Origin of the sequence: Variovorax sp. 350MFTsu5.1 (genome assembly GCF_048302515.1) — a bacterium.
GTDB lineage: Bacteria > Pseudomonadota > Gammaproteobacteria > Burkholderiales > Burkholderiaceae_C > Variovorax > Variovorax guangxiensis.
The window spans coordinates 6,672,686-6,694,501 of the sequence record NZ_CP157620.1 but is presented as its reverse complement, the minus strand read 5'-3'; the positions used below and the strand labels follow the sequence as shown (position 1 = coordinate 6,694,501).

The following is a 21,816-nucleotide window of genomic DNA, read 5'->3' as shown; positions in this document are numbered from 1 at the left end:
GAAGGCTGCCCGCGTCAGTCGCGATAGATGATCTGGACGACGCCATGGATGTCGGCCCGGGGGCCGAAGCCCATGGCCGTCACGCGGAAGATGTATCTGGCGGAACCGCCTGAGGCGTCGCGGTTGGCCGGGTCTTCGATCGGTTCGATGACATAGCGCGGCGCCCTGGCTGGCTGGATGCCGTTGTCGCCCGCGGGGAAGCTGCGGCCGGTGAACTCGCCGTAGGCGGTGGTCTTGGCGCCGGTGGTCGCGGTGAAGTCCACCGCCAGCCAGGCGGGCTTGCCGGTTGTTTCGAGCGCGCACAGGCCCTTGCTGTTGCCTGAGCTGCCGCAACCGCCGACGAAGGTGTTGGTGTTGGCCATGTCGGTGAACACGGCACGCCGGCTGGAGGCAGCGGGGCCGTGGATGTCGAACTCGGCATCCATCAGCGCCGCTTCGGCCGACTGCCAGGCGACCTGCATGTCCCGGTCGTTGCGAGCGCTGCGCTCGCCCATGGTGGCGATCTGCGCCGCGCCCGCGCCGAGGATGGAGACGATCACCAGCAGGAGCAGAACGACGATCAGCGAGGCGCCAGCCTGGCGGTTGGGGCGACTGGGGCGGCCAGGGCGGCTGAAGAGGGCATGCTTCATTCAGAGCCCCTGGTCGTTGCGCAGGTGGATCGTGAAGGTCATGGCCTGGCGCAACCGTCCGTCGGGCGTCGGCTGGAAGGTGGTGCCGGCGTCGTCGCCGACTGCGAAGGCGCTGCCGCGTTGACCTTTATCACTGCCTTTTGCGACGCCGAGCGGATGGAAGGTCTGCGTCTCCATGTCCTGCGCGGCACCTTTGGCACTGCGCAACACCATGCCGATGCGCAGGCTGCGCACCCGGCGCCAATTCGCAAGGGTTGCGGCGGCATCGCCATCGACTTCCATCTGGTCGGCCCGCAGATAGGCGTTCGGAACATCGGGTACCGCAGCATTCTTCGCAGGAGCCTGGCCTGCGGCGACGCCATCGACGCCGTACAGCACCTGGAAGTTCTCGACGCCTTGCACGATGGGCGCGGACTTCCACGCACTCGTCGCCGCGTCGTAGTAGGTGCAAAGCAGCGACGGCTCGCCCTGGCTCTGCCCCACCGAGAAGATGCTGGCCATGCGCGTGTACCGCGCACCCGCCTCGCTGATGTTCGGCGCCGTCGAGGGCGCGTTGCCGGCGCAGTCGATCATGGACTTGTCGGCCCCGGTGTCCGCGGTGAGCGCGAAGGTCTGCGCCACCTGGTAGCGCAGGATGAGCACGTCGCTGCCCGCGCCGGCTTCCCTGCTCGGCCATTCGCTGGATGCGGCCAGCGGATCGGAGAGGTCGACCTTGGCGTTGTTGAACCCCATGACGCTGGGCGCCGGGTTGCTCGCGGCGGACTTCGGGCGTGTCGCCGCGAAGAACACATCCTTGTAGCCGGCCTGCACGCCGATGCGCTGGATCATGTCCGCCGCGAACCGCCCGTTGTCACGCAACTGCGAAGCCGCATCGACCGTGGTGAATCCACGTTGCGCCACCGACAGGGCCGATACCGCTGCCAGCACGACCACCAGGCCCACGGCCATGGCCACGAGCAGTTCGACAAGCGTGAGGCCGCGAACGGCGCGGCGGGACGAGGAGAAGGCGGGAAGCGAGGAGGCGATCAAAGCGTGCTCCCCGGCGTCACCGCCAGCACCACTGAAGGCCGGTCCGACGCCTTCCAGACGTTCGTGTCGCCACTCTTCAGGGACGGCCGGCTCCAGCCGATCTTGACCAGGATCGGATCGCTGCTGTCGGAGGAGGTGCAGCCCCACTGCGCCGTGCCGTCCGATGCAAAGGGCGCGGCGTCGCGGCAGATGCGGACACTTGCGCCCGGCAGCGCGTCGTCCACCCGTGCCAGCCAATCGGTCAGTTCGGCTTGCGCAACTTTCTCCGGCGTGTTGCACGAGCTTCCGACCGAAAGGCAATAGGACGCGCTCGGGGCCACCAACGGGTTCGACAACTTGCCAGTCAGATAAGGATTGTTTGTGGCGAGCAGCGCCTGGTCCTTGTTGCCCCGCATCATTTCCGCCAGTTCGCGGGCCAGCACCACCGCCGTCGACTGCAGGCGGGCATCGCGATTGGCCTGCAGCGACGCCGCCTGCAGCGCGACCATGCCCAGCAGCCCGAAGGACAACACGACGATGGACACGAGCACCTCGATCAGCGTGAAACCCGCAACGCGGCCGGCATTTCTTGCTTGACGGGAAAAGGAGTTCATCGATCGGGAAGCGATTTGTTAACAAAAGAGATCTTCATCTTGTTAATTGCTGTTAACTTTGTCTAAAATTGTTTATGAATGATGCGGCAAGAGAGTCGTGATCGGTGCGCCGCTCGTCGGGCTATGGCAACCGTCAGGAGACATTCGTTGTCGATCCGTTGTCGGGCTCGACGGATTTGGGGGGCGGCGCTGTGCCGCAGGCATCGCTGATACCTGCTCGCGAACGCGAGTGGATGAAGGGAAGGGGGCGTGCTGCACAGCACATGCTGTGCAGCGGCTCAGGGACGATCGGCGTTTCAGCCGACTTGCGGCCTCTGCCTGCCCGGGCAGGTCAGGGGCAAGCGCAGCAGACGTGCGGCTTGGCCGGGGCGGTCATTTGTTGTGGCTGGCGCGATGCCACCCGGTCGAGGACGACGTGTCCTGGCCGCGGGACGGAATGCTTCGAGGGGGCTTCGTCGAGCTACTCGGAGGCTCCCGCCACCCAGCTCCCCGACTTCCCCCCGTGCTTCTCCAGCACATGCACGTCGGTGATCCGCATGCCGCGGTCCACCGCCTTGCACATGTCGTAGATCGTCAGGAGCGCCACCTGCACGGCCGTCAGCGCCTCCATCTCCACGCCCGTCGGCCCCACGGTCTCGACGGTCGCCGTGCAGACCACCTGGGGCGCGCTTCCCGCGTCGGCCAGCGCGAAGGCCACGGCCACGCGGGTCAGCGCCAGCGGATGGCACAGCGGAATCAGGTCGCTGGTCTTTTTCGCCGCCTGGATGCCCGCGATGCGCGCGATGCCCAGAACGTCGCCCTTCTTCGCCGTGCCGGACTCGATCAGCGCGAGCGTCGCCGCCTGCATCTCGATGCGGCCCGTGGCGACGGCCACGCGGTGGGTTGCGGGCTTGGCGGCGACGTCGACCATGTGGGCCTGGCCCTGGGCGTCGAAATGGGTGAGGGTGCTCATGGGTGAACGATCAGGTTGGAGGTGCATCATACGAGCCCGAGCCACAGACGAGGAATGCCGCGCTTGACTCCCCAACCCCACTCCAGAAGCCTGCCGAGGCCCACCCTGCAGGCCTTGTGCGCTAGCGTTTTGATAGCTTCCCAAGTGCTGCTGCCGGTGCCCGCGCTGGCGCAGATCCAGCAGGTGCTCCCCGGCATGGGCGACGGCGGCGAGATGACCGCCAGCGCCGAGCGCCATCTGGGCGACCAGATCGCCCGCGAGCTCTACCGCGACACCGACTACATCGACGACCCGGTGATCGCCGCCTACGTGCAGGACATCTGGCAGCGCCTGCTGGTCGCCGCCCGCGCGCGCGGCGAACTCACGCCGGAGCTCGACGAGCGCTTCGCCTGGACGATCCTGCTGGGCCGCGACCGCAACATCAATGCCTTCGCGCTGCCGGGCGGCTACCTCGGGCTCAACCTCGGGCTGGTGGCGGTGGTCGGCAGCCGCGACGAGCTGGCCACGGTGCTGGGGCACGAGCTCTCGCACGTCACTCAGCGCCACATCTCGCGGATCATGACGAAGCAGGGCCGGCAGATGCCGCTGATGATCGCCGGCCTGATCCTCGGGATGATCGCCGCCGGCAAGAGCCGCAACGGCGATGCCGGGCAGGCCATGATCATGGGCAGCCAGGCGATGTTCGCGCAGAACCAGCTGAACTTCTCGCGCGACATGGAACGCGAGGCCGACCGCATCGGCTTCGGCGTGATGACGCAGGCCGGCTTCGCGCCGCAGGGCGCCGCCACGATGTTCGAGAAGCTGCAGTACGCCTCGCGCCTCAACGACAACGGCTCCTATCCTTATCTGCGCAGCCACCCGCTGACGACCGAGCGCATCTCCGACATGCAGGGCCGCTTCCAGTTCAACATGGATACGGTGCCGCCGCAGCCGCTGGCCATGGACCACGCGATGATCGCCTCGCGCGCCCGCGTGCTCACCCGCCCCGGCGTCGACGTGCTGCGGCTATGGATCGATTCGGCCTCCAGCGGTGAATTCGCGAAGAGCTCGCCCGCGCAGCAGGCGGGCACGCTGTACGCGGCGGCGCTGTCGGCAAAGGAGATGCGCGACTACAAGACCGCGCGCGCCCTGGCCGAGCGCCTTGCCGCGCGCGTGGCGGACGACCCTGCCGCGGCAAAGCAGGCACGCTGGCTCGGCGCGGAGATCGAGCTTGCCGCGGGTGCGGCGCCCAGGGCGGCGGCGCTGCTGGACGCCAGGTCGAAGGAACGGCCCGAGATGCTGCTGTCGGCAGAGGCCGCCACGGCGATGCGCCAGCCAGCGCCGATGATTCCCGTGCTGCGCGACTGGGTCGCCGCCAACCCGCGCGACGCGACGGTCTGGCGCGCGCTCGGCAACCTCTATGGCGCGCAGAACGACACGCTGCGCGCGGTGCGCGCCGACGCCGAGGCGAACGTGGCGATCCTCGACTACCCCGCGGCGCGCGACCGCTTCAAGGCCGCGCAGGAGATCGTCCGCCAGTCCAAGGTGGTCGATCACTACGAGGCGTCGATCATCGATACCCGCGCTCGTGCGGTGGAGGTGCTGGTGAAGGAGCAGGCGGCGGAGCCGCCGCTCAAGTGACTCGAGCGCTCCCGGGCGCTCAGCGTTTGGAGAGCAGTCCGCCCAGCGCGGACTCGATCAGCAGCCCCAGCACCGAATACAGCAGCGAGCCGATCAGCGCGGCCAGGAAGCCGTTGACGTGGAAGCCGCCCAGCAGGCCGGAGGCGGCCCAGAACAGCAGCGCGTTGATGACGAACAGGAAGAGCCCCAGGGTGACGATGGTGACGGGCAGCGTCAGTATCACCAGCACGGGCCGCACGATCATGTTGAGCAGGCCGATGACCGCCGCGGCGATCAGCGCGGAGCCGAAGCTGTTGACCTGGACGCCGCTGTAGAGATAGGCGACCGCCAGCAGCGCCACGGCGCTGAGCAGCCATTTGAGGATGATGCGCATGGCGGCAGGATACCCCACCAGGGCCCGCAAAAGACAACGAGCCCCGGTGCGTTGCCGCGCCGGGGCTCGTCGATTTGGGAAGCTGCTTCCTGCGGTCTTACTCGGCCAGCTCGTTCGCCAGCACCAGCAGCGCGCCCATGCCCATCACCGCGCCGGGAAATGCCCAGCCCGACTGGTGCGGCGGCGTCTGGTCCGGCGTCACCGGCTCCAGGTCGACGCCGACCTTCGGACGACGCGCATCGACCACGTGGGCGGCCGAATGCTCGCGCTTGAGCTGCGCCGTGAGTTCGGCCAGCGGGCCCTTCGCCAGCACCGGCGTCACCTGCCCGCCGTTGCGCTCCAGCAGCGGCGTCATCTGCGCCTGCACCTTGCTGAACCACTTGGCGCGCCAGTTCTCGCGGGCGCTGTGGCTCACCCACTTGCTGATGCGATGCGTCATGCGCGGAGCGCAGGCCACGAGCACCCAATGGCGCGCCACGACGCTGTTGGCATCCGGCGCCAGTTCGGCGAACTGCTCGCAGGCGTAGGTGGCGTCGTCGACGTAAAGAATGATCTTTTCCATGGCGTGCTCCTTCAGGTAGTTAGAGTGACAGAGACTGGGTTGGACAGGAAGTTCGTTCGCGGCCGGGGGCAATGACCACCGGCGCTCAGCCGGTCGTCACCGCCGGTTCCTCATGCTTGTTGCGGGCGTGGCGCGCGGCCACCCACTTGCCGATCACCAGCACCAGCAGCGCGCCGAGGACGCCGGCTGCGTACTTGATCACGTCGGTCTGCGGCACCTTCGGCACCCAGGTCCAGGCGGCGGTGTTCGCCAGGGCCGGGTCGGACACGGCCATCGTGCCGGCGATCCAGCCGAGCAGCATGCCGCCGGCGGTGATGATCATCGGGAAGCGGTCCATCAGCTTGATGACCAGCTGGCTGCCCCAGACGATGATCGGGATGCTCACGAGCAGGCCGAAGATCACGAGCGGCATCTGGTGGCTGTCGCCGGCGCCCTGGGCGGCACCTGCAATGGCGATCACGTTGTCGACGCTCATCACGAGGTCGGCCACGATCACGGTCTTGACGGCGCCCCACAGCTTGTCGCTGCCGGCGATGTTGCCGTGCGCGTCGTCGTGTTCGGGAGCCAGCAGCTTGACGCCGATCCACAGCAGCAGGATCGCGCCCACCAGCTTCAGGAACGGAATGGCCAGGAGGGTCAGAGCGAAGAAGATCAGGATCACGCGCAGCGCGATCGCACCCGCGGTACCCCACAGGATGCCTTGCGTGCGCTGGGCCGGCGGGAGCTTGCGGCAGGCCAGCGCGATCACCACGGCGTTGTCGCCGCCCAGCAGGATGTCGATCATGATGATCTGACCGACTGCGACCCAGAACTCCGGGGTCATGAACATTTCCATAGCTTTCCTCTTTTGTCTTCGCGCCCCTGCCTCTCCCTTCAGGGGGGACGACGGAAGGCGCATGTCTATGCGTTTCGATTCATCCCGTGCGGGGCGGGTCGAAAGCGAGGAATGAAGGCCGGGTGATTCCGGGGACTTGCGAACGCTTCGACCAAACCTGCACAGGTTCAAATCGAAGGTCTTGCTCGACAGCGTGCGCGCGAAAAATAGAGCGCGTACGTTGCCCGGCAGGCCGGAAGTGTTTTGCTTCGTATTGACGACCTGACGATTCGCGCCGTCGTGGCCGACAGCGCTCGGGAGCTACTCCCCTTCGTGCGGCGGATTAGAGCATCCAAGCTCCAGGTGGCGCAATCGAAAGTTTTCAGAAATTTAAAGAGAACCGCTTCAAAGTGCGCATGAATACAAGGTGCGATGCTCTTGTTTTCATAGCGATCATGTCCCTTTGATGCTTCGGGACATTGCCGGACTATGATCGCCGTCCGCTGCTTTTTCACGCTCCATGGCCGCCATACACATCACCGACATCGAGGCCGCCATCAACTACTGGCGCGACAGGACTCCCTCGCCCGACGGCGTCACGCTGGGTCCCGAATTGCGGGCGCTGGCCGAGGTCTACGCGCTCATGGTCTTCCACCACGAGGACGAGGTCGACGAGGTCGGCTTTCCGCAGAAGGCCTGGGCCGCCTGGATGGCCTGGTACGACAGCACGCCCGACACGCCCTGCATCGCCATCTGCTCCACCAGCCAGGGCGACGACGAGTGCAAGGGCTGCGGCCGCAGCTTCGACGAAGTGCAGTTCTGGCCCGGCATGTCGCCCGTCGAGAAGCGCGCCACATGGCGCCGCATCACCATGGAAGACTCGGCCTGGCGCTTCAACCGCTATGCCGAGCGCGCACGCGAGGCGGAGCGCGATCCGTCTTCGCCTGCGTCGGCCGACGAGCCCGAGTTCGATCCCGACGACGAGAAGAACTGGGCCCCCTGACCATGCGCCGCCTCGCGCAAGCTCCCAATCTCGCGATCGCGACCGTGTGGGCGCATGCCCTGCGCGAGGAGGGCGTGGCCGCCACCGTGCAGCGCGAATTCCTCGGCGCGGTAATGGGCCAGCTGCCGCCCGACCAGTGCCTGCCCGAGATCTGGATCGACGACGAGAACCAGTTCGATCTTGCCAAGCGACTGCTGCACGAGTTGCAGCACCGTCCGCAGCGCAGCTGGCGCTGCGTGTGCGGCGAGCAGGTCGAAGGCGGTTTCGAGCAGTGCTGGCAGTGCGGCCAGATGATGCCGCTCGCCTAGCTGCGCGGAGGCTTATTTCCAGCGCAAGGGTTCGATGTCGACGCTGTTGGTGCCGTCGCCCAAGGTCAGCGTGTTTTCCTGGATGGTCGCCTGCAGCTGCATGCTGCGCTGCGCGAGCGCGGCCAGCGCCTGCGAGGCAATGGTCGGCACGCGGTACACCTTGAGGTTCTGCGGCCGCGTGAGCTTGTTCTCGATGCCGCGCCACCAGATCTCGGCCGCGTGGTTGAAGGCGTAGACGATCACCTCGTCGGCCTTGTTGCAGGCCTTGATGATGGGCTTGTCTTCGGGCTGGCCGACCTCGATCCAGAGCTTGACCTCGCCTGTGAAGTCGCGCAGCCACACGTCGGGCTCCTCGACGTTCGACAGGCCGGCGCCGAAGGCCAGCGTGCCGTCGCCGTTGCACACGTCCTGTAGCTGGTGGGCGTTGAGCGCGAGCGCGACGAGCCGGATCATCATCCGCTCGTCGGTCTCGCTGGGGTGGCGCGCCAGAGTCAGCGCATGGTCGGCGTAGTAGCCGTGGTCGATGTCGGCCACCGCGAGGGTGGCCTTGAAGATGGTGGATTTGAGGGCCATGGGTGCGCGAGTTTAGGCCCGGCGCCCGCCGGCACCCCTCGGGCGAAGCCTCAGAACGCCACCGAGGCCTGCAGGTAGACCGTGCGGGGCTGCCCCACGTACTTGCCGCCGTTGTTGTCCACCGAGCGGTTGAAGTAGCGGCGGTCGAAGAGGTTCTTCACGCCCACCGCGACCTTGAGGTTGCTCATCGACGGCCCGAAGTCGTAGGCCGCGCGCAGGTTCATCGTGGCATAGCCGGGAATGTCGCCCAGCCGGCCGGTGGCGTCTTCCAGCGTGACGTACCGTGCGCCGTCGTCAGGCGAGCCCGGCGAGCGCTGCTTCGACTGCGCGTAGATGTCGGCGTTGAAGGTCCACGGCCCGCGCTCGTAGCGCGCGCCCAGCGTCGCCACCTGGCGCGAGTAGAAGGGCAGGTCGCGCCCGGCGAAGGCGCCGGCCTTCGAGATGGCCTGCGTGTAGGTGTACGTGCCCGACACCGACAGCCCCTTGAGCGATTCGCTCAGCGTGCCGAGGTCGTAGCGCAGCGCCGACTCCAGCCCGCGGTGGCGCGTCGCGCCCAGGTCGGTCCACTGGCCGACGTCGCCGGTGATGGAGCGCGCCAGCAGCAGCTCCTTGTCGAAGTTGATGTTGAACAGCGTGAGCTCGCCGCTCCAGGCCTCGCCCTTGTAGTGCGTGCCGATCTCGTAGGTCTTGGCCTTCTCGGGGTGCAGCCCGGTGGTCGACTGAGCGAGCTGCGCGTACTGCTGCGGCCCGAACGACACGCCCGCGTTCGCGAACACCGACCAGCGGTCGCTCATGCGATAGAGCACCGACAGCGTGGGCAGCCATTCGTCCGAATCGATCTTCGGATAGATCGCGCTGGTGGCCCGGCCGTTCGTGATGGTGTAGACGTCGTTGAACGAGCGGATCGACTCGTGGCGCACGCCGGGCGTGATCGTCCAGTTGCCGAAGTCGATGCGGTCGTCGATGTAGAACGCATGCGCGGTCGTGCCGCCCTTGCTGGTCTGGTAGGCGGGGTTGGCCAGGCCGAAGGCGTTGAAGCCCGGGCGCGGCTGGTAGTAGGCGCTGCGCGTCGCGACTTCCGATGCCTCTTCCTTCAGGTAGCGGTAGCCGACGCTGACTTCCTGCACCACACTGCCCGAATCGATCAGGCGGGAGTAGCGCGGCTCGACTGCGAAGGTCTTGTAGTTGCGCGGCGCGGAGGTGAGGCGCCGGCGGCCATTGTTCGCGCCGGTGCCTTCCTGCTCGAGGAAGCTGCTGCGGTACGAGTCCGTGTAGTAGGTCAGCATCTCGAACTTGTTCACGCCGTCGTTGTGCGTGTACTTCACCGAGCCGTCGGTGCGGCGGCCGGTGAACTCGTCGAAGGGGCGGTCCGACTGGAAGGGATTGGCCGCGAACTGCGCCGTCGTCAGGCCGCCGGGCATGCGGCCCTTGCCCTCGAAGTGGTGCAGCGTGATGGCGACGTCGTCGGTCTTCGAGATGCGGTAGGCACCCTTGAGCATCAGGTCGTCGATGCTGGTGCGGTCGTTGCTCTGGCGGAAGCCGTCGCCATGCGTGCCCGAGTACAGCAGCGCCAGGCCCAGTCCGTTCTCGTTGGTGCCGCCGATGAAGAGATTGGGCGTGGTCTTTGTGCCGCCACCGTGGCCGGCGCTTTCGACGCCGACGCTCACCTCGCCCGAGAACCGCTTCGGGATCGAACGAGAGACGAAGTTGATGATGCCGCCCACGTTCTGTGGGCCGTAGCGCACCGAGCCCGCGCCGCGCACCACGTCGACGGCCTCGAGGTTGCCCAGCGACAGCGGCGCCAGCGACAGCTGCGGCTGGCCGTAGGGCGCGTAGGCCAGCGGCACGCCGTCCAGCAGCACGGTGGAGCGCGGCGAAAGGCGCGAGGTCAGGCCGCGCACGCCCACGTTCAGCGAGATGTCGCTGCCGCCGGTGCCGTTGCTCTCCTGCACCTGCACGCCGGGCATCTGCCGCAGCACGTCGCGCACGTTGGAGGAGCCGCTTTCCTGGATCTGCTTGCGCTCGATGATGCTGCGCGCGCCGGGGTGCTCGAGCACCTTGGTTTCGCTGGGGCTCCCCAGCCAGTCGCCGGTGACGGTGATGGTTTCCAGCGACTTGGCCGCGTCGGCTGCTGCTGGCTCGGCCTCGGCGGCGAAGCCCTGCAGGCTCAGGGGAAGCAGCGCCATCGCGATGGCTGTGCGTTTGTGCGTGAACGACAAGGGAGATCCCTCCTACGGGTTTTCTGATGATGAAGAAGCAGGTCGTGCGCGGCGTGGAGCCGCTAGGGCGCGGTCGTGCCTCGGGAAAGCGTGTCGTCGCCGCGGGCGGCGCTCGCCATGGCGCGTCGGCGCCACCAGAGCCAGACGCCGCTCAGGCCCAGGCCGCCGAGCGCGAGGCCGAGCAGGGCAGTGACCGCCTCGTGCAGCGGCCCGCCGAGCTCGCCGGTGTGCAGCGGATAGATCACCGCCACCGCGCCGTTGCCGGCGTCGAGGTCCTGCCACTTGCGCGCGGCGAGCACCTCGCCGGTCACCGGGTTCAGCCACACCGAGCCGATGCCGTTCGGATGCGGATCGTCCGGCAGGCGCAAGCGCACGCGCATCGGCCGGCCGGCCTTGGCAGGCACTTGTATGAAGCCGATGGGCTGGCCGGGGTAGACCTGCTGTGCGCGCGCCACGAGCTCGTCCAGCGGCAGGAGTGGGCCGGCCGCCGCACCCTTGGGGATCACCGGCGCCTTGACGGGCTGCTGGCCCATCGCGCTGGAGATGAAGTTGCCCAGCGGCCGCCACGCCATGTACGCGCCCGTGGCCACCGACACCGCGATCAGCAGGCCGAGCACCGCGCCGCCGGTGCGGTGCAGGTCGAACAATCCGCGCAGCAGCCCGCGGTCGAGCACGATGCGCAGCGACGGCGGCCAGCGCACCGGCCACCACAGCACGATGCCCGTGACCAGCAGGAACAGGTAGGCCAGCGCGGCGAAGGCGAGCACGCCCTTGCCGGTGTCGTCCAGCAGCAGGCTGCTGTGCAGCTCGAAGAGGATGTTGTAGGCGCCCTCGTGCGTGCCCCGGCGTCCCTGCTCGGCGCCGGTGGCGGGGTCGAGGTAGAGCGTGCCTTCCCATTTGCCGCGCACCCGCACCTGCAGCGTGTCGGTGGGCTTGCGCGGCGGGCGCAGCGTGAAGTCGGCGTCGGTTCCGAACTCGGCCGCGAGGCGCTGGCGCAGGGCCTCCAGCGGCAGCACGGCCTTGGTGGCGTCGCCGGCCGGGGCCGAACGCGCCGAATGGGCGATGAAGAAATCGGGATGTGCCCAGCGGTCGAGCGGCAGCCCCACCACCAGCATGGCGCCGAGCAGTGCGGTGAGTGCGAGGATCGGACCGAGCGTGAGGCCGATCCAGCGATGGACCTTGAGCCAGAGGCGTCTCAGAGGGGCGCGCATGACCAACAGAGGGGCGGCGGGCCCCTCGCAGAATGTTGCTGGCTGGCGCCCGGCGGGGCGTTGGCTGGAAAAGGATAACCACCGACGCAAAACAGCCGCCTTCAGGCGGCTGTTGCATCGATACAGGACGCTTAAATTCTACTGGCGAGTTCCGCCGCCTTGCCCACGTAGCTGGCGGGAGTCATCGCCAGCAGGCGGGCCTTTTCGGCTTCCGGGATGTCCAGCGAGCGGATCAGCCCGTGCAGCGCCTCGGCGGTCACGGTCTTGCCGCGCGTCACTTCCTTGAGCTGCTCGTAGGCGCCCTGCACGCCGAAGCGGCGCATCACCGTCTGGATCGGCTCGGCCAGCACTTCCCACGAGGCGTCGAGGTCGGCGGCCAGCGCTTCATCGTTCAGCTCGAGCTTGCCAAGGCCGGTGGCCAGGCTCGCATAGGCCAGCGTGGCGTACCCGAAGCCCACGCCGATGTTGCGCAGCACTGTGCTGTCGGTCAGGTCGCGCTGCCAGCGGCTGATCGGCAGCTTCTCGCTCAGGTGGCGCAGCACCGCGTTGGCCAGGCCCAGGTTGCCCTCGGCGTTCTCGAAGTCGATCGGGTTGACCTTGTGCGGCATCGTCGAGGAGCCGATCTCGCCCTTCTTCAGGCGCTGCTTGAAGTAGCCAAGGCTCACGTAGCCCCAGATGTCGCGCGAGAAGTCGATCAAGATGGTGTTGGCGCGGGCCACCGCGTCGAACAGCTCGGCCATGTAGTCGTGCGGCTCGATCTGGATGCTGTAGGGCTGGAAGCTCAGGCCCAGGCCCAGCGGCGCGGGCGTTTCCACGACCTTGCGGCTGAAGGCTTCCCAGTCGAAGTCGGGCCAGGCGGCCAGGTGGGCGTTGTAGTTGCCGACCGCGCCGTTCATCTTGCCCAGCAGCTTCACGGCGGCGATCTGCTCGCGGGCCTTCGACAGCCGCACCGTCACGTTGGCGATTTCCTTGCCCACGGTGGTGGGGCTGGCGGTCTGGCCGTGCGTGCGCGAGAGCATCGACACGCCGGCGAACTGGTGCGCCATCTCGCGCAGCTTGGCGATCAGGCCGTCGATGGCCGGCAGTACCACCTTGTCGCGCGCGGCCTGGATCTGCAGGGCGTGGCTGGTGTTGTTGATGTCCTCGCTGGTGCAGGCGAAGTGCACGAACTCGGCGGCCGCGAGCAGCTCGGGACGGGCCTCGAACTTCGACTTGATCCAGTACTCGACCGCCTTCACGTCGTGGTTGGTGGTCTTCTCGATTTCCTTGATGGCCAGCGCGTCGGCCTCGGAGAAATGGGACACCAGGCCCATCAGGTACTTGCGCGCGCCGCCGGTCAGCGGCTTGAATTCGGCGAAACCGCAGTCGGACAGCGCAATGAACCACGCCACCTCGACTTGCACGCGCCGGTGCATATAGCCCTGCTCGCTCATCAGCGGACGCAGCGCCGCGAGTTTGGCCGCGTAGCGGCCGTCAAGGGGGGAAAGGGCGGAAACGGTGGAAAAGCTCATGCCTCAATTTTAGGCGGCCGCCGCCCGGTGGGGCCGGCGCGACGCTTTGGGGTCGATTCGGGCTCTGGTTTTCCCGTTCACCTAAAATGACTATTAACAAACGTCATCAATACATAGGGAGAGAGCCTTCATGAAACTGATCGGATCCGCCGCCAGCCCCTACGTGCGCAAGGTGCGCGTGGTGCTGGCCGAGAAGCGGCTCGATTACCAGTTCGTGATCGAAGACGTCTGGGCTGCCGACACCACCATCTCCAACTCCAACCCGCTGGGCAAGGTTCCCTGCCTGATCATGGAAGGCGGCGAGGCGATGTTCGACTCCCGCGTGATCGTCGAATACCTGGACACCCTGTCGCCCGTAGGCAAGCTGATTCCACAGCAGGGCCGCGAGCGCGCAGAGGTCAAGACCTGGGAGGCGCTGGCCGACGGCGTCATGGACGCCGGCGTGCTCTGGCGCCTGGAAGCCACCTGGGCCGGCCGCAGCGACGGCGAGCGCAGCGCCGCCTGGATCGAGCGCCAGCGCGCCAAGGTCGAGGACGGCGTCGCCGCCATGGCCAAGGGCCTGGGCGACAAGCCCTTCTGCAGCGGCATCCACCTGAGCCTGTCGGACATCGCGGTGGGCTGCACGCTGGGCTGGCTGGACCTGCGCTTCCCCGAGATCGACTGGCGCAAAAACTACGGCAACCTCGCGAAGCTTTTCGACAAGCTGATGCTGCGGCCCAGCTTCATCGACACCAAGCCCTGAGCTCGCGGGGCCCTACGAAAGGCGCCGCGAGGCGCCTTTTTTGTCTTTCAGCGATCGCGCAGCGTGTATCGGCCTGGCGTCGGCGCAGGACGTCCCAGCCGGGGGCTTCGCCTCGGGCTCGTCGTGCCAGCGGGTGGAGATCGTCGTTTTCGGCCATGACCCGATTGCGCGCAATGGCGTGAACCGGATTCAAAGGGGAACGAGCAGAGAGGGTGGCGCGGACCGGGTTCGCGCTGTCGCGCCACCCTGGCCCGGCCCGAATACAAAAATGCTGCGAGGCGCCCCGACGCGAAGGAGGGAGGGAGGGAGGAGGAGAAGAATCGCCTCGGGATTTCGACCAGACGGCAAGCGCCTGGAAGACCTCGCAACATGAAAACCGCGGGGCAGAAAGTCAGTAGTCAGTCACTGCCCACGCGATTTAGGAGCGCGGCATCGGCGGCACGGTTCCCCTCTGGTTTGTAAACGTTTGTTCCCGATGGCCTGCTGGGGGGTGGCGCAAAAATCGACCGGTCGGTAAAAACTGCTGGCGGTCAGTTCGGCCCGAGTTGCTTCTCGATGACGCTCACGAACCCGTTCTCGTCCGGCGCCGTCATGCTCGACCACGCCTGCACGACCTTGCCGTCGCGCCCGATCAGGTACTTGTAGAAATTCCACTTCGGCGTGGTACCCGAGGCCTGCGCGAGCTGCTTGAACAGCGGATTCGCGTCGGTGCCGCGCACCGAGGACTTGGCGAACATCGGGAATTTCACGCCGAAGGTGCTTTCGCAGAAATCGGCGATTTCCTTGTTGGAGCCCGATTCCTGGGCGAAATCGTTCGACGGGAAGCCCAGCACCACCAGGCCGCGCGAGCGGTACTTCATGTCCAGCGACTCCAGGCCCTTGTACTGCGGCGTGAAGCCGCAGAAGCTGGCCGTATTGACCACCAGGACCACCTTGCCGGAGTACTGGCACAGGGACTGGGGTTTTTCATCCTGCAGCCGCGGGAAGGTGTGTTGCAGGATCGCCGGGCATCCCGCGGCCTCTGCCGGAGCGGGCGCTGCGGCTGCCGTCTGGGCGTGGGCCGGAACGGTCGAAACGAGGCTCGCCACGAGGGAAACCGCAGGGGCGCAACGCCACAGCATCGACAATCGGAAGGGGGTTCGCATGGCGGGCTCCTGAATCAAAAAGGGATATGCGCATCCGTGCCGCGACGGCGCGCGTATTCGCATCATCGCGCTTCTGTCATGGGCGCGCCAAACGGGCCGATTAAAATCGACGGCCTTAGAAAGATATAGATGCTCTATCCGGAACTCTTCAGACAACTCGAATCCGTCCGCTGGGACATGGACAAGGATATTCCCTGGCAGTCGTTCGACGCTTCCTTGCTGTCGGAAGAGCAGGCGCAGACCATCAAGATGAATGCCATCACCGAGTGGGCGGCACTGCCGGCTACCGAGATGTTCCTGCGCGACAACCGCCACGATAGCGACTTTTCCGCTTTCATGTCGATCTGGTTCTTCGAGGAGCAGAAGCACTCGCTGGTGCTCATGGAGTACCTGAAGCGCTTCAGCCCCAAGCACGCGCCCACCGAGGAAGAGCTGCACGAAGTGCGCTTCGACTTCGACCCGGCCCCGCCGCTGGAAACCCTCATGCTGCACTTCTGCGGCGAAATCCGCCTTAACCACTGGTACCGCCGTGCCGCCCAGTGGCACACCGAGCCGGTCATCAAGCACATCTACACCACGCTGAGCCAGGACGAAGCCCGCCACGGCGGCGCCTACCTGCGCTACATGAAGCGCGCCATGGAGAAGTTCGGCGACGAGGCCCGTGCCGCCTTCACCAAGGTCGGCGTCCTGATGGCCAGCGCCCGCCGCACGGCCCAGGCCCTGCACCCGACCAACCTGCACGTCAGCAAGGCGCACTTCCCGCGCGACACCGTGCAGAGCCGCATGCCCGACCCCGACTGGCTCGAGCACTGGCTCGACAAGCAGATCAAGTTCGACGCCGTCTGGGAAACCAAGGTCGGCGAGCGCATCCTGCACAACCTGAGCCTGCTGATGAACCGCAGCTTCAAGACCGTCCAGGAACTGAACCGCTACCGCAAGGAACTGGCCGCCACCCTCGGCCCCAAGCCCGAATACCAGGGCGCATAAGCGCAAAGACAGAAACAGGAACGCCCCGCTCGCCGGGGCGTTTTTTTTGCAGAATCCATGTCACAAACTAGGGACGCTGGCCGTCTTCCCCGCATGGACGACGCAACCCTCACCTTCGACCGCCACCGCCCGCGCCTGCAGGGCATCGCCTACCGCATGCTCGGCTCCATGGCCGAGGCGGAAGAGGTCGTGCAGGACGCCTGGCTGCGCTGGCATGAAGCCGCCAGGGACACCCTCGACAGCGCCGAAGCCTGGCTCGTGACCGTCGTCACGCGCCTGTCGATCGACCGGCTGCGCGCCGCCAAGATCCAGCGCGAGCACTACATCGGCGCCTGGATGCCCGAGCCCACGCTGACCGGCCAGCCTGATTCGCCCGCCACGCCCGAACAGCTGCTCGAGCGCGCCGACAACATCTCCGTCGCCTTTCTCGCCATGCTGGAGCGCCTTGCGCCCGAGGCACGCGCCGCCTTCCTGCTGCGCGAGGTGTTCGACGCCGACTACGGCGAGATCGCCCTCACCCTCGGCAAGACCGAGGCCGCCTGCCGCCAGATCGTGCACCGCGCCAAGCTCCAGGTGCAGGAAGGGCGCCCGCGCTTCACCGTGCCGCGCGAGACCCACGAGCGCCTGCTGCGCGCCTTCGCCGACGCTGCCGCGCGCGGCAGCCTGCACGAGCTGAAGGCGCTGATGTCCGAGGATGTCGAACTCATCGGCGACGGCGGCGGCAAGGTGCAGACCTTCAGCAAGATCCTGCGCGGCAGCCAGCGCCTCGCGCAGCTCTACTACTCGCTGTGGCGCCGCATGGGCCCGGCGGTGCGCATGGAGATCGTCGACATCAACGGCGAGCCCGGCATGCTGCGCTTCCTCGACGGCGAGCTCGAATCGGCCCAGACCTTCGAGATCGAGAACGACCGCATCGTGCGCATCCGCGCGCAGCGCAACCCCGACAAGCTCGCGCGCATCGCGCAGATCTTTTCCTCGAAATAATTCGCGCGGCGTGTCACAGGGCGCCCGGCCCGCCCGTCTTCGGTAGGTAAGCAGATCGATTCCATCGCAACCCACCGGAGAAACCAAACCATGAACACCACCGCACGCCTGAACTGGTTCAAGCTCGTCCCGAAGTCCTTCGAGGCCATCCTCGGCGTCAACACCACCATCGAGTCGAGCACGCTCGGCAAGGTGCTGGTCGACTACGTCTACGCCCGCGTCTCGCAGATCAACGGCTGCGCCTATTGCCTCGACATGCACGTGCGCGACCTGCGCAAGCAGGGCGAGGAATGGCAGCGCATCAACAGCCTCGCCACCTGGCGCGAGGTGAGCTTCTTCAACGAGCGCGAACGCGCCGCGCTGGCATGGGCCGAGTCGCTCACGCGGCTGGCCGACCGCTACGATGCGCGCGAAGCCGAATTCGCGGCGCTCAAGGCCAACTTCAGCGACCTGGAAATTGCCGAGCTGTCGGTGGCGATCGCGCAGATCAACACCTGGAATCGCCTCAACGTCGCCAGCGGCGTGCCGGTGGCGGTCAAGCCGCTGCTCTGATTGCTACCGGCGCTCCACCACCATCGGCGAGATGTGCAGGCTCTCGCGCAGCTGGGCGATGACTTCGCCGGCCGCGTTGCGCGAGGCAAAGGGCCCCGCCTGCAGCCGATGCGTTCCGGCTTCGCTGAACACGCGAAGCTGCGACGCCAGCGATGGTACGCCGCGCGCGGCCTGGGTCAGCAGGCTCTGTGCACCATCCCGCTCGCGAAAAGCGCCGAGCTGAACCCAGAAGCCCGGCAGCGCCGCCGAGGGTTGCGCTGCGCTAGGAGAGGGTGACGCCGGCGCAGCCTGCAGCGGCGCCAGGTCATTGACCACGATGGCCTGCCGAGAGGGCGGAATCGATGGCGGCGACTGCGCCGATTCGGGCTCTGCCCCGGGCGGCAGTGCAGCGGCCATCGGCGTCTGCGGCGCCACCGGCATCGTCGAAACCTGCGATGCATCGTTGCCCGCTGCTGCGACGGGCGCCGTCCATTCGGCCGGCACCTGCACCGGTTGTTGTGGCACGCGCGCCGACGGCACACGCACGGGCGCAGGAACGGCAGCAGGAACAGCAGCCGGAACCGAAGCCGCCGCATACGCAGTCCCCGAATCGCGCCGCCATGCGCCCGTGCGGATGTCGTCGTTCGTGATCCGCTCGATCTCCACCGGCGCTACGCCGCGCAGCAGGTCGAGCTTGAGCGCGGCCGTGTAGCTCAGGTCGATGATGCGGCCGTCCACGAAGGGCCCGCGGTCGTTGACGCGCACGATCACCTCGCGCCCGTTGGCCGGATTGCGCACCCGAACGTAGCTCGGCAGCGGCAGCGTCTTGTGCGCGGCCGTCATGGCGTACATGTCGTAGGGCTCGCCGCTGGACGTGGACGCCGCGTGGAACTTGCGCCCGTACCACGAGGCCAGCCCCGATTCGCGGAACGGCCGGTCGTCGGTGATCGGCACATAGCCGCGGCCCAGCACCGTGTAGGGCTTGCTGGTGCCGCCCATGCTGCGGATGGGCTCGACGCGGGGCTCGGCGTCGGGCACGCTGGCGAGGTCGGGCGGAATGTTGGTGCCGGGGCCATCGCGGCCGCTTGCAACACCGCCGCCGCTGCGCGGGCCGCTGGCACAGCCCGCGAGAAGAACGGCGACGGCTACCGCGCACGCCGCCAGCGCGGTGGTGGCCGGGGAACGGGTTCCCTCAGCCAAATACCGCCTTCCAGAGCGCCAGCATGGCATCGCGCTCGGCCGCCAGCGCGGGCGGCGTGACCTGCGTGGGCTCCTCGTTGAGGCGCGCGCGGTGCTGCACGCGGCGCAGCTCGCGGTAGGCCCGCGCCGCGCCACGGCCCACGCCCTCGGGCAGCAGCCCGGCCAGTTCGGCGCGCAGCAGCAGGGCGATGTTGCCCACGTTCGGAATCAGCTCGGGGTGCTCGGCCGAGGACGACAGCACCAGGAACTGCACCGCGAACTCGGCATCGACCATGCCACCGGGGCTGTGCTTCACGTCGAAGCGATCGGCCTTCACCGGCCGCGCGCCGCGCAGCTTGTTGCGCATCGCGATGATCTCGGCCTTCAGCGCCTCGCGGTCGCGCGGCGCCACGAGCACGGCCTCGCGCACCTGGTCGAAGCGCGCGCCCAGCTCGGCGCCGTGGTCCTCGCTGCCCAGCACGAAGCGCGCGCGCGTCATGGCCTGGTGCTCCCAGGTCCACGCGGTGTTGCTGCCGCGGCCGAGCTGGTACTTTTCGTAGGCCTCGAAGCTGGTGGTCAGCAGGCCGGAGTTGCCGTTGGGCCGCAGGGCGGTGTCGATCTCGAAGAGGTCGCCCTCGCGCGTCTTCACCGTGAGCCAGTTGATGAGCTTGCGCACGTAGGCCGCATAGACCTCGCCGGCGCGCTCGTCGTCGTCGTCGTAGACGAACACGATGTCGAGGTCGCTGCCGTAGCCCAGCTCCTTTCCGCCCAGCTTGCCGTAGCCGATGATCGCGAACTGCGGCACCTCACGATGCCGGTTGCGCACGTGCGGCCAGCACCAGCGGGCGGTCACGCGCAGCGTGGCGTCGGCCAGCGCGCTGAGGTCGTCGGCCACCTGCTCGACGGTGAGGCGGCCGTCCACGTCGCGCGCCAGCGTGCGGAACACCTCGGCGTGATGCGCATGGCGCAGCAGGTTCAGCAGCCGCTCCTCGTCGGCTTCGCCGGTACGGGTGAGCGATGCGTGGCGCGCGTCGAGTTCGCGCTCGAACTCGGCCGCGACGAAGCGGCCCGAGAGCATCTCGTCGCTCGCGAGCTCGTCGATCACGCCGGGGTGCTGCATCAGGTAGCGCGCGGGCCACTTTGCCGCGCCCAGCAGGCGCAGCAGGCGTTCCTGCACGGCGGGGCGCTCGACCAGTAGCGCCAGGTAGCTTTCGCGGCGCAGCAGCGGCTCGATCCAGTCGGCCCAGCGCATGGCAGCGTCGACATGGCGCGGGGTCTGGCCCGCGCCGTCGCCGTCGGGTTCCTTCAGCCACTGGCCGGTGCGCTGCACCAGCTGGCGCAGGCGCGCGCGGGTTTCCTCGCGCAGGGCCAGCACGCGGGGCTGCTCGCACCAGTCGCGGATGCGCTCGGCGAACACCGGGGGCAGGTCGCCGAGCAGGTCGGCCAGGTCGGCGGGCGCGGCGGCCTTCTTGCCATTGCACTTGCCGTTGCAGGGCTTCTCGCCGCCCAGCAGCTTGTCGAACTCCTGCGCGACGAACTCGCGGTGCGTGTCGAGCTGCTCGAGGAAGGGGCAGCAGCTGGGGTAGCCCATGCTCTGGGCGATCCAGCGCAGGTCGTCGTCGGACACCGGCAGCACGTGGGTCTGCTGGTCGTCGAGGTACTGGATGCGGTGCTCGACGCGGCGCAGGAACTCGTAGGCCGCGGCGAGCGCGTCGGCCGTTTCCTGCGGCATGAGGTTGGCGCGCGCAAGGCGCTGCAGCGCGTCGAGCGTGGGCCGCGTGCGCAGCTCCGGAAACTGGCCGCCTCGGACCACCTGCAGCAACTGCACCGTGAACTCGATCTCTCGGATGCCGCCGCGCGAGAGCTTCACGTCGTTGGCACGCTCTGGCCGGCCGGCGCTGCGGCGCGCCGACTGCTCGCGGATCTGCCGGTGCAGCACCCGCAGCGAATCGAACACGCTGTAGTCGAGATAGCGGCGGAACACGAAGGGCAGCACCGCGCCGCGCAGCCCCTGGGCCTGGCCCGCGAGCACGATGTCGCGCGGCGCGACCACGCGGCTCTTCATCCAGGCGAAGCGCTCCCACTCGCGTCCCTGCACCTGGAAATACTCTTCCAGCGCATCGAGCGAGACCACGCTCGGGCCCGAGTTGCCGTTGGGCCGCAGCGCCAGGTCGACGCGGAACACGAAGCCGTGCTCGGTGGTGTCGCCCACCAGCGCGTAGATGCGCTTCACGGCGCGCGCGAAGTACTCCTGGTTGGCCAGCCGGCCGCGCCCGTCGGCGTCGCCCCTGGTTTCGCCGTCGACGTCGTAGAGGTAGATCAGGTCGATGTCGCTCGACACGTTGAGCTCGCGCGCGCCGAGCTTGCCCATGCCCACGATCCACAGCTGCGCGCGCTGGCCTTCGGGGCCCAGCGGGGCGCCGTGCGACGCGTCGAGTTCGCGGCAGGCCTCCTGGCACGCGATGTCGAGCGCCAGCTCGGCCAGCTCGGTGACGGCGGTGGTCACCACGGCCAGCGGGGCCTGCTCGTCGCAATCAAGAGTTACAAGCCGCTCCATCACGAGCTGCCGCACAATGCGCAGAGCGTCGCCGACGCCGTCCCCGCGCTGGCGCAGTGCCTCGTAGGCCACTGTCATCGATTCGCGCCGCGGCGCGCCAGGGGGAAGCAATGAAAGCTCGGCTGCATACCTGCGGCGCAGGCGCTGCACGAACCTCGAATACGAAGAGAAGGCGTCTTTCGGCGCCGAAGAATTGGGAGAAATGGTGTCTGGCAACTGGTTCACACCGATGCTGGTTTCCGTGGAACCCGTCTGAAAGCTGGCGGTCATAATTCCGGACACAGCGCGATCCTC

The 21,816-nt window shown here is 67.6% G+C and carries 21 protein-coding genes; 7 read left to right on the top strand and 14 right to left on the bottom strand.

What is annotated here, in order from left to right; translation table 11 throughout:
- Window positions 1-14: 14 nt before the first annotated feature.
- The 4 genes from ABL843_RS30575 to moaC form a co-directional block, all read right to left on the bottom strand.
- Window positions 15-629: a pilus assembly PilX family protein gene (locus ABL843_RS30575; protein ID WP_418118463.1), complete on the bottom strand. Its 615-nt coding sequence runs from the start codon at window positions 627-629 to the stop codon at window positions 15-17.
- Window positions 630-1,658: a PilW family protein gene (locus tag ABL843_RS30570; protein ID WP_418118462.1), complete on the bottom strand. Its 1,029-nt coding sequence runs from the start codon at window positions 1,656-1,658 to the stop codon at window positions 630-632. It lies immediately after the preceding gene.
- Window positions 1,655-2,251 carry a type IV pilus modification protein PilV gene (pilV, locus tag ABL843_RS30565; protein ID WP_418118461.1) on the bottom strand — a complete coding sequence of 199 codons (597 nt, stop codon included), beginning with the start codon at window positions 2,249-2,251 and terminating at the stop codon, window positions 1,655-1,657. The genes ABL843_RS30570 and pilV overlap by 4 nt, the downstream gene beginning before the upstream one ends.
- A 460-nt stretch (window positions 2,252-2,711) precedes the next feature.
- Complete coding sequence (gene moaC / locus ABL843_RS30560; RefSeq protein ID WP_126021053.1) at window positions 2,712-3,203, bottom strand: cyclic pyranopterin monophosphate synthase MoaC; 492 nt, start codon at window positions 3,201-3,203, stop codon at window positions 2,712-2,714.
- A gap of 54 nt (window positions 3,204-3,257) precedes the next feature.
- Here moaC and ABL843_RS30555 point away from each other — a divergent pair, with 54 nt between their 5' ends.
- A complete protein-coding gene (locus ABL843_RS30555; RefSeq protein WP_418118460.1) occupies window positions 3,258-4,823 on the top strand; it encodes a M48 family metalloprotease in 1,566 nt (521 codons plus the stop codon).
- Between the two features lie 19 nt (window positions 4,824-4,842).
- On the opposite strand, the gene ABL843_RS30550 is transcribed toward ABL843_RS30555, so the two are convergent.
- The 3 genes from ABL843_RS30550 to ABL843_RS30540 all read right to left on the bottom strand — a co-directional run bounded on the left by ABL843_RS30550 (window position 4,843) and on the right by ABL843_RS30540 (window position 6,593).
- Entirely contained in the window at window positions 4,843-5,196 is a 354-nt protein-coding gene (locus tag ABL843_RS30550) for a phage holin family protein (RefSeq protein ID WP_126021055.1), read from the bottom strand.
- Window positions 5,197-5,293: 97 nt separating this feature from the next.
- On the bottom strand, window positions 5,294-5,758 hold the full coding sequence (locus tag ABL843_RS30545) for a hypothetical protein (protein ID WP_184639353.1): 465 nt from the start codon (window positions 5,756-5,758) through the stop codon (window positions 5,294-5,296).
- Between the two features lie 85 nt (window positions 5,759-5,843).
- Entirely contained in the window at window positions 5,844-6,593 is a 750-nt protein-coding gene (locus ABL843_RS30540; protein WP_126021057.1) for a TerC family protein, read from the bottom strand.
- 499 nt (window positions 6,594-7,092) lie between these two features.
- Between ABL843_RS30540 and ABL843_RS30535 the strand changes: the two genes are divergently transcribed.
- Together ABL843_RS30535 and ABL843_RS30530 are read left to right on the top strand one after the other, a co-directional pair.
- A complete protein-coding gene (locus ABL843_RS30535; RefSeq protein WP_369660366.1) occupies window positions 7,093-7,575 on the top strand; it encodes a DUF3717 domain-containing protein in 483 nt (160 codons plus the stop codon).
- Between the two features lie 2 nt (window positions 7,576-7,577).
- Window positions 7,578-7,883 carry a putative signal transducing protein gene (locus tag ABL843_RS30530; protein ID WP_126021059.1) on the top strand — a complete coding sequence of 102 codons (306 nt, stop codon included), beginning with the start codon at window positions 7,578-7,580 and terminating at the stop codon, window positions 7,881-7,883.
- A gap of 12 nt (window positions 7,884-7,895) precedes the next feature.
- Here ABL843_RS30530 and ABL843_RS30525 read toward each other — a convergent pair whose 3' ends face one another.
- From ABL843_RS30525 to purB, 4 genes are all read right to left on the bottom strand, one after another.
- Window positions 7,896-8,456: a YaeQ family protein gene (locus tag ABL843_RS30525; protein ID WP_418118459.1), complete on the bottom strand. Its 561-nt coding sequence runs from the start codon at window positions 8,454-8,456 to the stop codon at window positions 7,896-7,898.
- Window positions 8,457-8,506: 50 nt separating this feature from the next.
- The gene (locus ABL843_RS30520) at window positions 8,507-10,642 is read right to left on the bottom strand and encodes a TonB-dependent receptor family protein (protein WP_418120538.1); all 2,136 of its coding nucleotides are present in this window, start codon (window positions 10,640-10,642) and stop codon (window positions 8,507-8,509) included.
- Window positions 10,643-10,737: 95 nt separating this feature from the next.
- Window positions 10,738-11,886 carry a PepSY-associated TM helix domain-containing protein gene (locus ABL843_RS30515; RefSeq protein WP_418118458.1) on the bottom strand — a complete coding sequence of 383 codons (1,149 nt, stop codon included), beginning with the start codon at window positions 11,884-11,886 and terminating at the stop codon, window positions 10,738-10,740.
- Between the two features lie 131 nt (window positions 11,887-12,017).
- Window positions 12,018-13,397 (bottom strand): adenylosuccinate lyase, encoded by a 1,380-nt coding sequence (gene purB, locus ABL843_RS30510; protein WP_126021062.1) that lies wholly within the window; start codon window positions 13,395-13,397, stop codon window positions 12,018-12,020.
- Window positions 13,398-13,527: 130 nt separating this feature from the next.
- On the opposite strand from purB, the gene ABL843_RS30505 reads away from it, so the two are divergent.
- A complete protein-coding gene (locus ABL843_RS30505; RefSeq protein WP_418118457.1) occupies window positions 13,528-14,139 on the top strand; it encodes a glutathione S-transferase N-terminal domain-containing protein in 612 nt (203 codons plus the stop codon).
- 530 nt (window positions 14,140-14,669) lie between these two features.
- Here ABL843_RS30505 and ABL843_RS30500 read toward each other — a convergent pair.
- A complete protein-coding gene (locus ABL843_RS30500; protein ID WP_184639364.1) occupies window positions 14,670-15,284 on the bottom strand; it encodes a glutathione peroxidase in 615 nt (204 codons plus the stop codon).
- Window positions 15,285-15,413: 129 nt separating this feature from the next.
- Between ABL843_RS30500 and ABL843_RS30495 the strand changes: the two genes are divergently transcribed.
- From ABL843_RS30495 to ABL843_RS30485, 3 genes are all read left to right on the top strand, one after another.
- Window positions 15,414-16,271 carry a ferritin gene (locus tag ABL843_RS30495; protein WP_093195975.1) on the top strand — a complete coding sequence of 286 codons (858 nt, stop codon included), beginning with the start codon at window positions 15,414-15,416 and terminating at the stop codon, window positions 16,269-16,271.
- Between the two features lie 93 nt (window positions 16,272-16,364).
- A complete protein-coding gene (locus ABL843_RS30490; protein WP_184639367.1) occupies window positions 16,365-17,255 on the top strand; it encodes an RNA polymerase sigma-70 factor in 891 nt (296 codons plus the stop codon).
- Between the two features lie 90 nt (window positions 17,256-17,345).
- Entirely contained in the window at window positions 17,346-17,807 is a 462-nt protein-coding gene (locus tag ABL843_RS30485) for a carboxymuconolactone decarboxylase family protein (RefSeq protein WP_418118456.1), read from the top strand.
- Window positions 17,808-17,810: 3 nt separating this feature from the next.
- Here ABL843_RS30485 and ABL843_RS30480 read toward each other — a convergent pair whose 3' ends face one another.
- Together ABL843_RS30480 and glnE are read right to left on the bottom strand one after the other, a co-directional pair.
- Window positions 17,811-18,986, bottom strand: a complete 1,176-nt coding sequence (locus ABL843_RS30480; RefSeq protein ID WP_418118455.1) for a septal ring lytic transglycosylase RlpA family protein — start codon at window positions 18,984-18,986, stop codon at window positions 17,811-17,813.
- Entirely contained in the window at window positions 18,979-21,792 is a 2,814-nt protein-coding gene (gene glnE, locus ABL843_RS30475; RefSeq protein ID WP_184639371.1) for a bifunctional [glutamate--ammonia ligase]-adenylyl-L-tyrosine phosphorylase/[glutamate--ammonia-ligase] adenylyltransferase, read from the bottom strand. The genes ABL843_RS30480 and glnE overlap by 8 nt, the downstream gene beginning before the upstream one ends.
- Between the last annotated feature and the right edge of the window lie 24 nt (window positions 21,793-21,816).

Excerpts from the sequence above, each read along its gene's own strand:
- ABL843_RS30485 (WP_418118456.1), top strand. The coding sequence starts at position 17,346 with ATGAACACCACCGCACGCCTGAACTGGTTCAAGCTCGTCCCGAAGTCC.
- ABL843_RS30520 (WP_418120538.1), bottom strand. The coding sequence starts at position 10,642 with ATGGCGCTGCTTCCCCTGAGCCTGCAGGGCTTCGCCGCCGAGGCCGAG.
- ABL843_RS30540 (WP_126021057.1), bottom strand. The coding sequence starts at position 6,593 with ATGGAAATGTTCATGACCCCGGAGTTCTGGGTCGCAGTCGGTCAGATC.
- ABL843_RS30500 (WP_184639364.1), bottom strand. The coding sequence starts at position 15,284 with ATGCGAACCCCCTTCCGATTGTCGATGCTGTGGCGTTGCGCCCCTGCG.
- ABL843_RS30490 (WP_184639367.1), top strand. The coding sequence starts at position 16,365 with ATGGACGACGCAACCCTCACCTTCGACCGCCACCGCCCGCGCCTGCAG.
- ABL843_RS30525 (WP_418118459.1), bottom strand. The coding sequence starts at position 8,456 with ATGGCCCTCAAATCCACCATCTTCAAGGCCACCCTCGCGGTGGCCGAC.
- ABL843_RS30545 (WP_184639353.1), bottom strand. The coding sequence starts at position 5,758 with ATGGAAAAGATCATTCTTTACGTCGACGACGCCACCTACGCCTGCGAG.
- moaC (WP_126021053.1), bottom strand. The coding sequence starts at position 3,203 with ATGAGCACCCTCACCCATTTCGACGCCCAGGGCCAGGCCCACATGGTC.
- ABL843_RS30515 (WP_418118458.1), bottom strand. The coding sequence starts at position 11,886 with ATGCGCGCCCCTCTGAGACGCCTCTGGCTCAAGGTCCATCGCTGGATC.
- glnE (WP_184639371.1), bottom strand. The coding sequence starts at position 21,792 with ATGACCGCCAGCTTTCAGACGGGTTCCACGGAAACCAGCATCGGTGTG.
- ABL843_RS30555 (WP_418118460.1), top strand. The coding sequence starts at position 3,258 with ATGCCGCGCTTGACTCCCCAACCCCACTCCAGAAGCCTGCCGAGGCCC.
- ABL843_RS30495 (WP_093195975.1), top strand. The coding sequence starts at position 15,414 with ATGCTCTATCCGGAACTCTTCAGACAACTCGAATCCGTCCGCTGGGAC.
- ABL843_RS30530 (WP_126021059.1), top strand. The coding sequence starts at position 7,578 with ATGCGCCGCCTCGCGCAAGCTCCCAATCTCGCGATCGCGACCGTGTGG.
- ABL843_RS30575 (WP_418118463.1), bottom strand. The coding sequence starts at position 629 with ATGAAGCATGCCCTCTTCAGCCGCCCTGGCCGCCCCAGTCGCCCCAAC.
- pilV (WP_418118461.1), bottom strand. The coding sequence starts at position 2,251 with ATGAACTCCTTTTCCCGTCAAGCAAGAAATGCCGGCCGCGTTGCGGGT.
- purB (WP_126021062.1), bottom strand. The coding sequence starts at position 13,397 with ATGAGCTTTTCCACCGTTTCCGCCCTTTCCCCCCTTGACGGCCGCTAC.
- ABL843_RS30535 (WP_369660366.1), top strand. The coding sequence starts at position 7,093 with ATGGCCGCCATACACATCACCGACATCGAGGCCGCCATCAACTACTGG.
- ABL843_RS30550 (WP_126021055.1), bottom strand. The coding sequence starts at position 5,196 with ATGCGCATCATCCTCAAATGGCTGCTCAGCGCCGTGGCGCTGCTGGCG.
- ABL843_RS30505 (WP_418118457.1), top strand. The coding sequence starts at position 13,528 with ATGAAACTGATCGGATCCGCCGCCAGCCCCTACGTGCGCAAGGTGCGC.